11 protein-coding genes are annotated in these 16,442 nt (G+C 69.4%); all 11 read right to left on the bottom strand.

Features of this window, described 5'->3' with window-relative positions; genetic code table 11:
- Nucleotides 1-960: sigma 54-interacting transcriptional regulator (locus tag G6026_RS01595; protein WP_182612051.1), on the bottom strand; the 960-nt coding region annotated here is incomplete at its 3' end.
- A gap of 96 nt (nt 961-1,056) precedes the next feature.
- A complete protein-coding gene (locus tag G6026_RS01590) occupies nt 1,057-1,512 on the bottom strand; it encodes a carboxymuconolactone decarboxylase family protein (RefSeq protein ID WP_017838150.1) in 456 nt (151 codons plus the stop codon).
- 2 nt (nt 1,513-1,514) lie between these two features.
- Nucleotides 1,515-2,549: a pirin family protein gene (locus G6026_RS01585; protein ID WP_182612050.1), complete on the bottom strand. Its 1,035-nt coding sequence runs from the start codon at nt 2,547-2,549 to the stop codon at nt 1,515-1,517.
- Nucleotides 2,546-3,445 (bottom strand): SDR family NAD(P)-dependent oxidoreductase, encoded by a 900-nt coding sequence (locus tag G6026_RS01580; protein ID WP_182612049.1) that lies wholly within the window; start codon nt 3,443-3,445, stop codon nt 2,546-2,548. The genes G6026_RS01585 and G6026_RS01580 overlap by 4 nt, the downstream gene beginning before the upstream one ends.
- Before the next feature lie 85 nt (nt 3,446-3,530).
- Complete coding sequence (locus G6026_RS01575; protein ID WP_107757094.1) at nt 3,531-4,388, bottom strand: LLM class F420-dependent oxidoreductase; 858 nt, start codon at nt 4,386-4,388, stop codon at nt 3,531-3,533.
- 74 nt (nt 4,389-4,462) lie between these two features.
- The gene (locus G6026_RS01570; protein ID WP_231750599.1) at nt 4,463-5,539 is read right to left on the bottom strand and encodes a prenyltransferase; all 1,077 of its coding nucleotides are present in this window, start codon (nt 5,537-5,539) and stop codon (nt 4,463-4,465) included.
- 63 nt (nt 5,540-5,602) lie between these two features.
- Entirely contained in the window at nt 5,603-6,322 is a 720-nt protein-coding gene (locus tag G6026_RS01565) for a class I SAM-dependent methyltransferase (RefSeq protein WP_107757096.1), read from the bottom strand.
- Entirely contained in the window at nt 6,316-7,689 is a 1,374-nt protein-coding gene (locus G6026_RS01560; RefSeq protein ID WP_107757097.1) for a glycosyltransferase family 4 protein, read from the bottom strand. The genes G6026_RS01565 and G6026_RS01560 overlap by 7 nt, the downstream gene beginning before the upstream one ends.
- Before the next feature lie 201 nt (nt 7,690-7,890).
- On the bottom strand, nt 7,891-11,850 hold the full coding sequence (locus G6026_RS01555) for a DNA-directed RNA polymerase subunit beta' (RefSeq protein WP_107757098.1): 3,960 nt from the start codon (nt 11,848-11,850) through the stop codon (nt 7,891-7,893).
- A gap of 121 nt (nt 11,851-11,971) precedes the next feature.
- Nucleotides 11,972-15,481 (bottom strand): DNA-directed RNA polymerase subunit beta, encoded by a 3,510-nt coding sequence (locus G6026_RS01550; protein WP_107757099.1) that lies wholly within the window; start codon nt 15,479-15,481, stop codon nt 11,972-11,974.
- Nucleotides 15,482-15,907: 426 nt separating this feature from the next.
- Nucleotides 15,908-16,442: hypothetical protein (locus tag G6026_RS01545; RefSeq protein ID WP_182612048.1), on the bottom strand; the 535-nt coding region annotated here is incomplete at its 5' end.

Genomic DNA, 16,442 nt, shown 5'->3' with positions numbered 1-16,442 from the left:
GGCGCGCCGCCTGGCCGCGGCCGCGACGGTCTCGGCGCCGGCGATCGCGAAGCGCGCGGACACGCCGGAGGACTGGTTGACCGACTCCGAGGTCCGCAGTTCGCGCGTGAACCGGGCGAGCAGTTCCATCACGGCGTCCGGAACCTCCGCGGTGAGCTCCGCCTCCTGGCGCACGACCTCGATCTCGTCGGACAGGTCCAGCGGGTAGTGCGTGCGGATCTCGGCGCCGAACCGATCCTTGAGCGGGGTGATGATGCGTCCGCGGTTGGTGTAGTCCTCCGGGTTCGCCGAGGCCACCACCAGGACGTCGAGGGGAAGACGCAGGACGTACCCGCGGATCTGGACGTCCCGCTCCTCCATGACGTTGAGCAGCGCCACCTGGATGCGCTCGGCCAGGTCGGGGAGTTCGTTGAGCGCCACGATCCCGCGGTTCGCGCGGGGTACCAGACCGTAGTGGATCGTCTCCGGGTCGCCGAGGCGCCGTCCCTCCGCCACCCGCATCGGGTCGACGTCGCCGATCATGTCCGCCACGGAGGTGTCCGGGGTCGAGAGCTTCTCGACGTAGCGCTCGGTCCGGTGCCGCCAGTCGATCGCCAGTGAGTCCCCCTCGCGGGCGATCCGCTCCCGCGTCGCCGAGGTGATCGGAGCGAGTGGGTCCTCCCCCAGCTCGGATCCCGCGACGACGGGCGACCACTCGTCGAGCAGGCCCACCAGGGTGCGCAGCAGGCGTGTCTTGCCCTGCCCGCGCTCGCCCAGCAGGACGATGTCGTGACCGGCGATGACCGCCCTCTCGAGTTGCGGGATGACCGTCGTGTCGAAACCGTGCATCCCCGGCCAGGGATCGCGGCCCGCGGCCAGTCCGGCGAGGAGGTTCTCGCGCATCTCCTCGCGCATGCTGCGGCTGGTGTACCCCGCGGCGCGCAGGTCGCCGAGGGTCTGGACGTCCGGCTTGTCGCTCACGGGGCCCACGGTAGTCCTCCTCGCGGCCCCGTGCCCCGACCCGAGCCGGGCCTGGGTCGGCGGGGATGGGGTGCGACAGGGTGTCGAGGTCGGGATTCAGTCCTCGATCGGCACCCGGTGGTCGCTCGCGATCGACACCCTGTTGAACGCGTTGATCAGGACGATCGACCACTCCAGCGCCGAGAGCTGGTCGTCGTCGAAGTGCTCGGCGGCGGCGGCCGTGGCCTCCTCGCGCTCGGTCACCCCGTCCAACCGCGTGAGGGTCTCGGCCAGGCGGAGCGCGGCGCGTTCGGGGGCACCGAAATCGTCGATGTCCCGCCAGGCCGGCAACAGGTCGAGGCGATCCTGCGACACCCCCGCCTTCCGCGCGGCCGGGACGTGCGTGGCCAGACAGGCAGCGCACCCGTTGAGCTGGGAGACCCTGACGTTGACCAACTCGATCAGCGCCTCCTCCAGGCCCGCCCCGGTCGACGCCTCCCGGGAGGCGACCGCGGTGCGGACGAGCTGCTTGTAGACCTCACGCTGGGCGCGGTCCAGCTGCGGGACACCCATGATCAGGCGTCCTTCCCGGTCCGTGCTCGCGCCGCCGGGTTCGCCCTCGGCGTGAGCACGCTGCCGGGCAGCGTGGGCGCGGGGAGGCGGGTGAGCCCGTCGGGGTTGCGCCCGATATACCCGTCGACCCGCCCGAAGCGATCCGACCCGTCCTCCCACTCCTGCCGGTAGCGCACGATCTCGTCGTGGCTGCGGCCGATGAAGTTCCACCACATGACGATCTCCTCGCCGAACGGGGTGCCACCGATGAGGATCATGCGCGCCGGGGTGGATCCGGTGTTGTCGATCGTCAGGGTGGCCTCGCCGACCCCCGTGTAACCCAGTTGCGCGGGGTGGACTGTCACACCCTCGAGCGTGATGTCGCCGGTGTCCACCAGGAGCCCGTGTTCGAACTCCGGGTCGACATCGAAGGTGAGCCGGGCGCCGGGGTCCAGTCGGAGCTCCGCGCCCAGGAGCGGGGTGAAGGTCGCGACGGGCGACGACGAGCCCAGCAACGACCCGATGAAGACGAGCGCGGATCCGCCCTCGTACTCCACCCTCTCGGGAACGTGGTGCTCGAACGCCCGGCCGCTGGTCTCGCGGTCCCTCTCGGGCAGCACCGTCCACAGCTGCACGCCGTGCAGAACGCCCGTGTCCTGGGTCGAGACCTCGGTGTGGCAGATCCCCGCTCCGGAGGTCATGAGGTTGACCTCGCCGGGCCGGACCACCGCGTGGTTGTCACCGGAGTCGTGGTGGGTCACATTGCCCTCGAACAGCCAGCTGACGGTCTGGAGTCCGGTGTGTGGGTGGGAGGGCACGTCCATACCGCCGGTGGCCGACACGTCGTCCGGACCGTAGTGGTCGACGAAGCACCAGGCTCCGATCAGAGAGCGCTGACGTTGCGGCAGGGTCCGCCTGACCGTCATCGCGCGCGGTCCGCCGAGGGGCACGTCACGGGAGGTGATGATCTCCACCGCGGCACCGCCCGGTTCGGGCCCGCCGGGCGCTCCCCCCGCCTCGCAGTCGATCTCCTCCGGATGGGCGTCGAGGTTGCTCACGACCGCACCTCCGCGTCGGCCACGCTGGGGCCGTCGGATGCCTCTCGCCCCATCTCGAGCCTGGCGGCGTCGATCCTGCCCCTCAGCGCCGCTCTGAGTGCCCTGTCCACGACCGGGACGGGGAGGAGGTCGAGGAGCCTGCGGCCGAGATCCCATCGCACGGCGTACCGGTGGCGGGGCCGGGCGGTCGTGCCCGCGGTCCACACCGCTTCCGCCAGGAGCCGGGGATCGGCGGCCTTGTCGTCCTCGCCGGCCGCCATCTCCCCTATCACGGCGGCCATGGCGGCGAAGGGCGAACCCGGGAGCGTCGACTCCTGGAAGCGGCGCCGGATGGAGGCGGTCATGCCCGTGCGGAACGGGCCCGGTTGCACGAGCACCACGTCGAGGCCGAGGAACATGAGCTCGCGCCGGAGGGAGTCCCCGTAGGCCTCGATCGCGTGCTTGCTCATGGCGTAGGCGCCGTTCATCGGCATCCCGTGTTGCGGCCCGGTCTCCGAACTGATGAGGACCACCCGGCCGCCGGTGACGCGGAGCAGGTCGAACATCGCGTGCACCGTCCGGACGGTCCCCATCACGTTGACGTCGAGCACCTGCTGCACCCTGTCGGGGTCCGTCTCGGCGAGCGGTCCGATGCCCAGAACCCCGGCGAAGGTGATCAGCGCGTCCAGCCGGCCGTGGTCGGCGCGGACGCGGTCCGCGAGCGCCCGCAGGGACACGGGATCGGTGACGTCGACCGCCACGGGGGTGAGCCCCTCGCCCCCGACCGGCGGAGTGAGATCAGCCGCGACCACGTGCCACCCGCGGGCGGCGTAGAGCGCGGCCGTGGCGGCACCGAGACCACCCCCGGCTCCGGTGATGACGACGACGGGGGTGTCGGAGGCCGAGGCGGAGGTCATACCGCCGACGGTACCGGCGCGGCGGGTCCGCCGTGAGGGACCCGGGCGCGGGACCCGGTGAATCGGTGAATCGGGCCCCGTTCGGTCAGGCGCCGACGACGAGTCCGAGTTTGCCGGCCAGACGATCGATGTAGGCCAGCACCTCCTCCTCGGACTTGTCCGGGGTCCCGTAGACGAGCTCGTGCACGCCCAACTCGCGGTACATCTCGATCTTCTCGGGGACCGGCTTGCCGTCGAGTACCACGATGTACGGCTCCCCGTCCCGGCCGGCCTGCGCCCACAGCTCCCGCAGCTGCCGGACGCTCCCCGCGATGTCCTGGGAGATCGGGGTGGTCATCCACCCGTCGGCACTGCGGCAGATCCACTTGAAGTTCTTCTCGTTTCCCGCCGCACCGACGAGCGTCCGGGGGCCGCCCTCCTGGACGGTCTTGGGCCAGGCCCAGCTGAGGCCGAAGTCCACGAACCGGCCGTGGTACTCGGCCTCCTCCCGGGTCCACAACTCGCGCATCGCCTCGAGGTACTCGCGCAGCATGGTGCGCCGCAACGCGGGTGGGACGTTGTGATCCGCCATTTCGTCGAGGTTCCAGCCGTACCCCACCCCGAGCACCGTGCGCCCGCCCGAGAGGTGGTCGACCGAGGCGATGGTCTTGGCCAGGGTGATGGGGTCGCTCTCGACCGGGATCGCGACGGCGGTGCCGAGGCGGATCGTCGAGGTGACCGAGGACACCGCGGCGAGCGTGACCCACGGATCCAGCGTGCGGCTGTAGCGCTCGTCGGGCAGCTCGGCCCCGCCGGTTCCCGGGTGCGCGGCCTCGCGCCGGATCGGGATGTGGGTGTGCTCGGGGACGTAGAACGCCGAGAACCCCGCCTTCTCCGCGGCCACCGCGGCCACCGTCGGCCGGATCCCCCGATCACTCGTGAACAGGGTGAGTCCGAATTGCATGGGCGCTCCTCGTGCCGTCGGGATCGCCGACCGACACCTGACCAGACAGGTGTCCAGCGGCGGTTTCCGTCAGACTAGCGCACCGCGGCCGGGATCGGCGGGCACTCCTCGCCCGGGGCGCAGTCGGCCGGATCGCCCGGGGCGCTCTGCAACCGCTGCATGGTGTGGTCGGAGACGTAGCGGAAGATCTCATTGCCCGGCGTGGTGCGCGACAGCGCGTCCGCCGCGAGCAGCACCACCGCCCCCGTCCACGTGCTCAGCTCCACGGGCCAGCGCTTGCCGTCCGCGAACACCAGCCCGGTCCAGTAGGAGCCGTCTGAGTCCCGCAGGTGCTGCATGTTGGTGAACTGCTCGAGGGCCTGGTCGTGCCGGCCCGCCGCCTCGAGCGCGAGCACGAGCTCGCACGTCTCGGCGCCGGTGACCCACGGACGGTGGTCCACGCACCGGATGCCCAGCCCGTCGACGACGAACCGGTCCCAGTGGGCATCCAACCGCTGCTGCGCCTGCTCACCCACCATCACCCCGCCGAGCACCGGGTAGTACCAGTCCATGGAGAACTCGGCCTTGGGGGTGAACAGTTCGGGGTGCGCCCGCAGGGCGTGCCCGAGGGAGTCGGCGGCGGCGTCCCAGTCCGGGGCCGTCTCACCGAGTTCCTCGGCGATCGCGACGCCACACCGCAGGGCGTGGTGGACACTCGAGGACCCTGTGATGAGGGCCTCCTCGCAGAAGCCCTCGTCCCCGGCGCCCCACCACATCTGCCCCTCCGGGCCCTGGAAGGTCAGCACCAGGTCCAGTGCCCTGCGCACCGTCGGCCACATCGACTCCAGGAATCCCTGCCGGGCCGTGACCAGGTGGTGGTGCCATACACCGACAGCGACGTAGGCGCAGAAGTTGGAGTCCGTGTCCGCGTCGACGACGACCCCGTCCTGCCACCGCACCGGCCACGAGCCGTCGCCGCGCTGGGTGTCCCGGAGGAAGCCGTAGGCCCTCTCGGCGGCCTCCCACTGCCCGGCCACGGACAGCCCCATGGCGGACTCCACGTGGTCCCACGGGTCGGTGTGCCCGCCGGTGAACCACGGGATCTCCCCGTTCGGACGCTGCACGGAGGCGATCCACTCGCCGGTGGCCCGCGCCGCGTCGGCGTCGAGCACCCCCGGGACGCTGGGGACGGGACGGGACCGGTCTACTGCGGTGTCGGAGGTGAGCACTGACGATCAGGCCTCCGCGGGCTTGCGGAGGTAGAACACGATGGATTTGCCCATCACCGGGTTCAGGACCTTCTCGGCGGTCCGGGTGAGCCAGGGCCCCTTCATCAGGTCCCACACCAGGAGCTTGTGGTAGGCCTTGGGCAGCGGGTGGTCGTCGTTCTCCGTGCCCACCGCGCACTTGAGCCACCAGTAGGGGGCGTGCAGCGCGTGCGCGAAGCCGGTGCCGGTGACCTCCAGGCCCGCGGCGCGCAGCTTGTAGCCCAACTCCTCGGCGGTGTAGATGCGGCAGTGTCCGCCCGGGTTCGAGTGGTAGGCGTCCGAGAGCTTCCAGCAGAGCTTCTCCGGCCACTCGCGCGGCACGGTCACCGCGGCGACCCCACCCGGCTTGAGGATCCGCACCAACTCGGCGATCGCCCGGGTGTCCTCCGGGACGTGCTCGAGAACCTCGGAGATGAGCACCAGGTCGAAGGTGCCGTCCTCGTAGGGCATGTCCAGCGCGTCACCGGTGACGGCCTCCCCCTTGGAGGTGGGCAGCCCCTCTCCCTCGGCCTCCATCGCGGCGAGCATCTCGGTCACCTGACGCATCTCGTCGGCGTTCTGGTCGAAGGCCGTGACGTCGGCTCCGCGGCGGTACAGCTCGAAGGTGTGCCGTCCGAGGCCGGCCCCCACGTCGATGGCTCGCATGCCGGGGGTGACCCCCAGACGGTCGAAGTCTGCGGTCAACATGCGGCGTCCTCCTGCTCACGGATGTCGTACTCCCCGGGATCCGGGAGCACCTCGGACACGTCGTCGGTGACGTGCTCGTCTAGCTCTGCCTGGTCCGGCCCGATGACCGGTCCGGCGGTGAGGTCCGGGAGCGTCTCGCCCCGGACCCTGGCGATCGCCGTCTCGTAGACCTCGACGGTCCGCCGTGCCACGGCGGCCCAGCTGTACCGCTCCATCACCCGCTGCCGCCCGCCGCGCGACAGGCGTCGTCGCTCGATCGGATCGGACAACAACGCGCTGATCTCGCGGGCGAGCCCGTCGACGTCGCCGGGCTCGACGAGCCGGGCGGCGATGTCGTCGGTGCCGACGACCTCCGGGAGAGCGCCCGCGCGGCTGGCGATCAACGCACAGCCGCTCGACATGGCCTCGACCGCGGGCAGCGAGAAGCCCTCGTACATGCTCGGAACGACCGAGATCTCCGCCGTGCCCACGAGCTCGGCCAGCTCGTCGTCGTCGACCCCCGACACCAGGTCGACCGCGTCGCGGAGCCCCAGCGAGTCCAGCAGCCTGGCGGCCTCCCCCTTGCGCTTGAGCTTGGAGACGAGTGTCAGCCTCACCCCCGGATGGTCCCGCCGGACCTTCGCGAGCGCGCGCAGCAGGATCGGCACACCCTTGAGCGGCTGATCGGCGCTGGCCACGCACACCAGCCGGCCGGGCTCGCGGTCTCGTCGATCGTGGAAACGGTCGGTGTCGACCCCAAGTGGGATGGTCACGATCCGGTCGGGGTCCACACCGAAGTCGGACGCGATGTCCTCGGCGGAGTTGCTGGAGACGGTGATGATCTCCTCGAGCTTCCGGGACACGCGGATCTGCATGCCGAGGAAGCCGAACCAGCGCCAGGTGGTGATCTTCTTGCGCCAGGGAGCCTCCTTCATGGCGAGGTCGCGATCCCGGGTGATGGGGTGGTGCACCGTGGCGACGACCGGGAACCCGGCCTCCTCGAGCGCCAACAGTCCACTTCCCAGGCACTGGTTGTCGTGCACCACGTCGAAGTCGGCGAGCCGCGGTGTGAGGGCACGGGCCGCACGGAGACTGAACGTGCGCGGCTCCGGGAACCCGGCGGTCCACATCGTCACCACCTCGAGGAGGTCGATCAGGTCGCGGATCTCCCGGGGGTGCGGCGTGCGGAACGGATCGGCGTCGTTGTACAGGTCCAGGCTCGGCACCCTGGTGAGCGTCGGCCCCGGGTCGAGCTCGGGGTACGGCTGTCCGGAGAACACCTCGACGGTGTGACCCAATGCGGCCAACTCGCGGCTGAGGTGCCGGACGTAGACGCCCTGCCCGCCGCCGTGTGGCTTGCTCCTGTACGAGAGCAGTGCGATGCGCACGGTCTATCGCTCCCCTTCCGGTCATCCGGCCCCGGTCCGCCGCGAGGACCGCGGCGGCTCAGGGCACATCGAGCAAGTCTAGAACACGTTCGCGGCCAGCGACGACACGGCCGGGGCCGACGCACCGGACCCCCGGGCGCTCGGGGCGTCCGGGGGTCCGGTGGTGGTGCGTGCCGGCGAATGGCCGCCGGTGGGGTCGGCTCAGTACCCCAGGTCGTCCAGGCGGACCGACGCGCCGGTGGCGTCGCCGAATCCGTCCTCGGGACCGTAGAACCCATCCCCGTAATCCGGGATGGAGTAGGCCGCCGCGCGGGCCTCCTCGGTGGGCTCGACCGTCGAGTTCCGGTACCGGTTGATGCCGGTACCCGCCGGGATGAGCTTACCGATGATGACGTTCTCCTTGAGGCCCACGAGCCTGTCCGAACGCCGGTTGATGGCGGCGTCCGTGAGCACGCGGGTGGTCTCCTGGAAGGAGGCCGCCGACAACCACGAGTCCGTGGCGAGCGAGGCCTTGGTGATACCCATGAGGACCGGTCGCGCCGAGGCCGGCGAGCCGCCCTCGGTGAGGACGCGACGGTTCTCCGCGGTGAGCTCGGCGCGCTCGACCAGGGCACCGGGCAGGAACTCGGTGCTGTTGGACTCGTTGATGGCGACGCGACGCATCATCTGGCGGACGATCACCTCGAGGTGCTTGTCGTGGATCGACACGCCCTGCGCGCGGTAGACCTTCTGCACCTCGTCGACGAGGAACTTCTGGACACCGTTCGGGCCCAGGATGGCCAGAACCTCGTGCGGGTCGGCCGGCCCCTCGAGCAGCGGCTGCCCGCGGTCGAGGTGGTCGCCGTCGACGATCGGGCGGGAGGACCCGTCATCGAGGGTGATGTGCGCGAGTCCCTGACGCTTGGACAGCTTCTCGTACACGATCTCGTCCGCGCCGTTGTCCGGCACGATCGTGATGGTGTAGAAGCGCTCCTCCTCCTCGAGGCGGATGCGGCCCGCCTCCTCGGCGATCGGGGCCTTGCCCTTGGGTACCCGGGCCTCGAAGAGCTCCTGCACACGCGGCAGACCGCCGGTGATGTCGTCACCGACGCCACCCTGGTGGAACGTGCGCATGGTCAGCTGGGTGCCCGGCTCACCGATGGACTGGGCGGCGACGATGCCGACGGCCTCGCCGATGTCGACCAGCAGACCGGTCGCCATGGACCGGCCGTAGCAGGTGGCGCAGACTCCCGTACCCGTGGTGCAGGTGAGGACCGAGCGGACCTTGACCTTCTCCACTCCGGCGGCGATGAGCGCCTCGATGGTCGGGTCGCCGAGGTCGGTGCCGGCGGCCACGATGACCGTCCCGGAGGCGTCGACCGCGTCCTCCGCGAGGGTGCGGGCGAACGTCGAGGTCTCGACGTGCTCGTCCCGCGAGAGAGCACCGGTCTCGACCCCGTGCGCGTCCACCTCACGTCGGGCGATGACGGTCTCGATGCCCTTGCTCGTCCCACAGTCCGTCTCGCGGACGATGACGTCCTGGGAGACATCGACGAGACGCCGCGTGAGGTAGCCCGAGTCGGCCGTACGGAGCGCCGTGTCGGCCAGACCCTTGCGCGCACCGTGCGTGTTCATGAAGTACTCGAGCACGGTCAGACCCTCGCGGAACGAGGACTTGATGGGCTGCGGGATGAACTCGCCGTTCGGACGCGTCACCAGGCCCTTCATGCCCGCGAGCGAGCGGATCTGGGTCATGTTGCCCGCCGCGCCCGACTTGACGATCGTCGGGATGGGGTTGGAGTCCGGGTAGTTGGCCTCCATGGCCTGACCGATCTCGTCGGTGGCCTCCTGCCAGAGCTTGACCAGGTCGCTCTTGCGCTCCTCGTCGGTGATCTTGCCCAGGCCGAACTGCGACTCGAGGCGGGCCGCCTTGGCGTCGTACGAGGCGAGGATCTCCTTCTTGGCCGGCGGGACCAGGACGTCGGACATCGCGATGGTGACGCCCGAGCGGGTGGCCCAGTAGAAACCGGTGTCCTTGAGCTTGTCCACCGTCTGCGCGACGACGATCATCGGGTACCGCTCGGCGAGGTCGTTGATGATCACGGCCTGTCGCTTCTTCGGCATCTGCTCGTTGACGAACGGGTAGTCCGCCGGGAGCAGCTCGTTGAACATCACGCGACCCAGCGTGGTCTCGGCCATCCACTCCTGGCCCTGGCTCCACCCCTCGGGGAACAGCTCGGCCTCGATCTCGGCGGGGGGCCGCTGGTGCGTCATCCGCACCCGGATCGGCGCGTGGATGTCCAGCACCCCCAGGTCGACGGCCATGATGGCCTCCGCCGGGGTCGAGTACACGCCGGTCGCCGGGGCGTCCTGCGTGGCCGGGACATAGGCGCCCGTGGCTCCCTCGTCGAGCCGGGTCAGGTAGTACAGACCCGTCACCATGTCCAGACGCGGCATGGCGAGCGGTCGGCCCGACGCCGGCGACAGGATGTTGTTCGAGGCGAGCATGAGGATGCGGGCCTCGGCCTGCGCCTCCGCCGACAGCGGCAGGTGCACGGCCATCTGGTCACCGTCGAAGTCGGCGTTGAACGCCTCACACACGAGCGGGTGGAGCTGGATGGCCTTGCCCTCGACGAGCTGCGGCTCGAACGCCTGGATGCCGAGGCGGTGCAGCGTGGGCGCGCGGTTGAGCATCACCGGGTGCTCGGCGATGACCTCTTCGAGCACATCCCACACCTGGTCGCGCTGACGCTCGACCATCCGCTTGGCGGACTTGATGTTCTGGGCGTGGTTGAGGTCCACCAGCCGCTTCATGACGAACGGCTTGAACAGCTCGAGAGCCATGAGCTTGGGCAGACCGCACTGGTGCAACTGGAGCTGCGGACCCACGACGATGACGGAACGACCCGAGTAGTCGACGCGCTTGCCGAGCAGGTTCTGGCGGAACCGGCCCTGCTTGCCCTTGAGGAGGTCCGAGAGCGACTTGAGCGGTCGGTTGCCCGGCCCCGTGACGGGCCGCCCACGACGACCGTTGTCGAACAGCGCGTCCACGGACTCCTGCAGCATCCGCTTCTCGTTGTTGACGATGATCTCGGGGGCACCGAGATCCATCAGCCGCTTGAGACGGTTGTTGCGGTTGATCACGCGGCGGTAGAGGTCGTTGAGGTCCGAGGTGGCGAACCGGCCGCCGTCGAGCTGGACCATCGGACGCAGCTCCGGCGGGATCACCGGGACGGCCCCGAGCACCATCGCGGCCGGGTTGTTGCCCGAGCGCAGGAACGCGGAGACGACCTTGAGACGCTTGAGGGCGCGGATCTTCTTCTGGCCCTTGCCGTTGCGGATGATGTCGCGCAGGCTCTCGGCCTCGCTCTCGAGGTCGAAGTTCTCCAGCAGCGACTGGATAGCCTCGGCACCCATCCCGCCCTCGAAGTACTCGCCGAAGCGGTCCTCGAGCTCGCGGTAGATGCTCTCGTCCACGATGATCTGGTTGACCTCCAGCTTGGTGAAGGTGGTCCAGATCTCCTCGAGACGGTCCAGCTCACGCTGGGCCGACTCGCGGATCTTCTTCATCTCCTTCTCGCCGCCGTCCTTGACCTTGCGGCGCTGGTCGGCCTTGGCACCCTCGGCCTCCAGTTCGGCCAGGTCGGCCTCGAGCTTCTTGGCGCGTGCCTCGATGTCGGAGTCCCGCTCGTCCTCGATGATCTTGCGCTCTTCGAGGATCTGCGCCTCGAGGGTGCTGAGCTCGTTGTGGCGCAGGTCGGAGTCCACGCCGGTGATGACGTAGGCCGCGAAGTAGATGATCTTGTCGAGGTCCTTGGGCGCGAGGTCCAGGAGGTAGCCCAGCCGCGACGGGACGCCCTTGAAGTACCAGATGTGGGTGACGGGCGCGGCCAGCTCGATGTGGCCCATCCGCTCACGACGCACCTTGGCGCGGGTGACCTCGACGCCACAGCGCTCACAGATGATGCCCTTGAAGCGCACGCGCTTGTACTTGCCGCAGTAGCACTCCCAGTCCCGGGTGGGGCCGAAGATCTTCTCGCAGAACAGGCCCTCCTTCTCCGGCTTGAGGGTGCGGTAGTTGATGGTCTCCGGCTTCTTGACCTCGCCGTAGGACCAGTTGCGGATGTTCTCCGCCGTCGCCAGGCTGATGACCAGCTCGTCGAAGTAGTTGACGTCCTGCACGTAGGCGTCCTTTCCCGTATGGGATGGTGGCGGGCCCCTCGCGGGGTGGGGCCGGTACGGGGCCCGCCGTGGTGATACTGACTCTGTCGGATGCGGGGCGCCGGTTGCGCGCCCCAGGCGCCTACTGCGCCAGCTCGTCCGCGGCCGAGGACTCGTCCCGGGAGAGGTTGATCCCCAGGTTCGCGGCGGTGCGGTCGAGGTCGTCGTCCTCGGCGCCCTCACCCAACGAGACCGCCTGACCGTCGCTGGAGAGCACCTCGACGTTGAGGCACAGCGACTGCAGCTCCTTGAGCAGGACCTTGAACGACTCCGGGATCCCGGGCTCGGGGATGTTCTCCCCCTTGACGATCGCCTCGTACACCTTCACTCGGCCCACGACGTCGTCGGACTTGATCGTGAGCAGCTCCTGGAGGGTGTACGCGGCACCGTAGGCCTGCATCGCCCAGCACTCCATCTCACCGAAGCGCTGGCCACCGAACTGGGCCTTACCGCCGAGCGGCTGCTGGGTGATCATCGAGTACGGACCCGTGGAGCGGGCGTGGATCTTGTCGTCCACCAGGTGGTGCAGCTTGAGGATGTACATGTACCCCACGGACACCGGGTACGGGAAGGGCTCACCCGACCGACCGTCGATCAGGGTCGCCTTGCCGTCGGCCTCCACCATCCGCTCCCCGTCGCGGTTCGGGAGGGTGCAGCCGAGCAGGCCGGTGATCTCCGTGTCCGCCGCGCCGTCGAAGACGGGCGTGGCCGTGTTGGTGCCGGCCTCGACGCTGTGGATCTCCTCCGGCAGCTTGGACGCCCACTCGGGGAGGGAACCGTCCGCCTCGCGGGGCACCTCCCAGCCCGCCTTGGCCAGCCAGCCGAGGTGGGTCTCCATGATCTGACCGATGTTCATACGACGCGGGACGCCGTGCGTGTTGAGGATGATGTCCACGGGTGTGCCGTCGGGCATGAACGGCATGTCCTCGGCGGGGAGGATCTTGCCGATGACGCCCTTGTTGCCGTGGCGACCGGCGAGCTTGTCGCCGTCCTGGATCTTGCGCTTCTGCGCCACGTAGACCCGGACCAACTCGTTCACGCCGGGGGGCAGGTCGTCGTCGTCGTCGCGCGAGAACACGCGGACGCCGATCACCTTCCCGGACTCGCCGTGAGGCACCTTGAGCGAGGTGTCGCGCACCTCGCGCGCCTTCTCACCGAAGATCGCGCGCAGCAGGCGCTCCTCGGGGGTGAGCTCGGTCTCGCCCTTGGGCGTGACCTTGCCGACCAGCACGTCGCCGTCACGGACCTCGGCGCCGATGCGCACGATGCCGCGGTCGTCCAGGTCCGCCAGGACCTCGTCGGAGACGTTGGGGATGTCGCGGGTGATCTCCTCGGCGCCCAGCTTGGTGTCGCGGGCGTCGATCTCGTGCTCCTCGATGTGGATGGACGTGAGCACGTCCTCCTCCACGAGTCGCTGCGAGAGGATGATCGCGTCCTCGTAGTTGTGACCCTCCCACGGCATGATCGCCACGAGCAGGTTCTTGCCGAGCGCCATCTCGCCGTTCTCGGTGCAGGGTCCGTCGGCGAGGACCTGACCGGCCTCGACGCGCATCCCCTCGTCCACGATCGGCTTCTGGTTGGAGCACGTGCCCTGGTTGGACCGCGCGAACTTGGCCAGGCGGTAGGTCTGACGTCCCCCGTCGTCGTCCATGACGGTGATGAAGTCGGCCGAGACCTCCTCCACCACGCCCGCACGGGTGTTGACGACGACGTCGCCCGCGTCCACGGCCGCGCGCAGCTCCATGCCGGTGCCGACGAGCGGCGACTCGGACCGCACGAGCGGGACCGACTGACGCTGCATGTTCGCGCCCATCAGGGCACGGTTGGCGTCGTCGTGCTCGAGGAACGGGATCATGGCGGTGGCCACGGAGACCATCTGCCGCGGCGAGACGTCCATGTAGTCGACATCCGTGCCCGCGACGACCTCGACGTCACCGTGCTTCTTGCGCACGAGGACGCGGTCCTCGACGAACCTGCCGTTCTCGTCGATCTCCGAGTTGGCCTGCGCCACGACGTGGCGGTCCTCCTCGTCGGCGGTGAGGTAGTCGACCTGGTCGGTGACCGCGCCGTCGACGACCCGGCGGTAGGGGGTCTCGATGAAGCCGAACGGGTTGACCCGCGCGTAGACCGAGAGCGACCCGATCAGACCGATGTTCGGACCTTCGGGGGTCTCGATCGGGCACATGCGACCGTAGTGCGAGGCGTGCACGTCGCGCACCTCGAGGCCGGCGCGCTCACGCGACAGACCGCCGGGGCCCAGGGCGGACAGGCGCCTCTTGTGGGTCAGGCCCGACAGCGGGTTGTTCTGGTCCATGAACTGCGACATCTGGGAGGTTCCGAAGAACTCCTTGAGCGCGGCGGTGATGGGCCGGATGTTGATCAGCGACTGCGGGGTGATCGCCTCGGAGTCCTGCGTGGTCATCCGCTCACGGACCACGCGCTCCATCCGGGACAGGCCCACGCGGACCTGGTTCTGGATGAGCTCGCCGACGGTGCGCAGACGACGGTTTCCGAAGTGGTCGATGTCGTCGACGTCGACCGGGACCTCGCGGCCCCCCGGGACCTGCATCGAGGTCTCGCCCGCGTGGAGGCGCACGAGGTACTCGATGGTGGCGGCGATGTCCTCACGCGTGAGCGTGGTGGTGTCGTCTCCCTCGGGATCCGGCAGACCGAGCTTGCGGTTGACCTTGTAGCGGCCGACGCGGGCCAGGTCGTAGCGCTTCTCCTTGAAGAACAGGTTCTCCAGGAGCGCCTCCGCGGACTCGCGGGTCGGCGGCTCGCCCGGACGCAGCTTGCGGTAGATCTCGAGCAGGGCCTGGTCCGTGTCCTCGACCGTGTCCTTCTCGAGGGTGGACATCATGATCTCGGAGAAGCCGTAGCGCTCCTTGATCTCGGTGGTGGTCCAGCCGAGGGCCTTGAGCAGCACGGTCACGGACTGACGGCGCTTGCGGTCGATACGCACGCCGACCGTGTCGCGCTTGTCCACGTCGAACTCCAGCCACGCACCGCGCGACGGGATGACCTTCACGGAGTGGACGTCCCGCTCCGTCGACTTGTCGCGGCTCCGGTCGAAGTAGACGCCGGGCGAGCGGACGAGCTGCGAGACGACGACGCGCTCGGTGCCGTTGATGATGAACGTGCCCTTGTCCGTCATCATCGGGAAGTCACCCATGAAGACGGTCTGCGACTTGATCTCGCCCGTCTCGGTGTTCTCGAACTCGGCCGTGACGAACAGGGGCGCCTCGTACGTACGATCCTTCTCGCGGCAGTCCTCCATCGAGGCCTTGACCTCTTCGAAGTACGAATCGGAGAACGAGAGCGACATGGATCCGGAGAAGTCCTCGATCGGGGAGATCTCCCTGAGGATCGACTCCAGGCCTCCCTCGAGGTTCGTGACGCCGCGGGACGCGGCCCTCTGCTGCCACTCCTCCGACCCGATGAACCACTCGAACGACTCCGTCTGGAGGTCGAGCAGTCCCGGGACCGGCAACGGCTCGGAGAGTTTCGCGAACGAGACCCTCCGGGGCGCACCGGGAACGGTGGAAACTGACTTGGTCTGGCGGGAGACTGCCAAGATGGGTCCTTCCAGCACCTCACGTGATCACCACGGGCGGTGACCACAGATGTATCTGCGAGCGGTCCGCCGACGGGTATCCACCCGAATCCGACCCGGTCGAGGACTCGAAGATCACCCGGTGGGACCGGGGACGAGCCGTCACGGACGGACGAGAGTGCAAATAGCAGCCAGCGCAACGACCTAATCTAGCGGATGGCGGCGCGGAAGTCCAGCCGTCGACGGGGGTGCCCCCGGAGGCTGTGTGCTGGCGGGTACGCCGTCCGTCCCTGCGCTGGTTGCCCTCGTGGCTCTCGCCTCATCGGCCCCCGGTCGGGACGTCGCACCTGCGGGCGATCTGATCGCCCGACGCCCCTAAAGGGTGACGGGTCGACGGCCGTTCGTCAAGGATCTCGTCCGGTCCGGCCCGGAGATGCCCCGCGACCGGACCCGCCCGACCGCCCGTCAGGAGGGGAGGTCGGGGATCCGTGACAGCTTCCACACCCCGTCGATCCGGTCGAGACCGACCAGGTACGTACCGCTGGTGCTGCCTGCCGCGATGCCGTCGCGGGTCATCGAGACGTCCTGCACCAGGAGCACCTCGGCCTTGTCCCCGTCGAGGTAGGACAGCCCCGCCTCACGGACCTGTGCCTCGACGGCGGTGGCCGACTGCTCGTAGCTGTCGCGCAGAGCGGGCCAGTTCTGGTCCAACTCGGACACGAGCTCCGGGGTGAGGAACTCTCCGAGTGAGTCGTGGTACTCGTCCAGCGCCTCGTGGTCGATCGCGACCAGACGTTGGACGTTCGTGCTCGCCGCGGTGAGGACCTCGTCGGTGACGGCCGGGTCGACGAACGCCTGGTTGTCCACGTCGATCCCGGGCTCCGTGGCCAGGAACGCCCCGGTCGCCCCCGCCACCAGGCCCACCGCCAGCGCGGCGTACGCGAGGGTCCTCCCCGAGAACGCCCGGCGGGCCGGCCGGGCGGACCCGGTGGCGGTGTCG

The sequence above is a fragment of the Dietzia sp. DQ11-38-2 genome (assembly GCF_014145055.1).
In the GTDB taxonomy this organism is placed as follows: domain Bacteria; phylum Actinomycetota; class Actinomycetes; order Mycobacteriales; family Mycobacteriaceae; genus Dietzia.
This window is presented reverse-complemented; position numbering and strand designations above follow the sequence as displayed.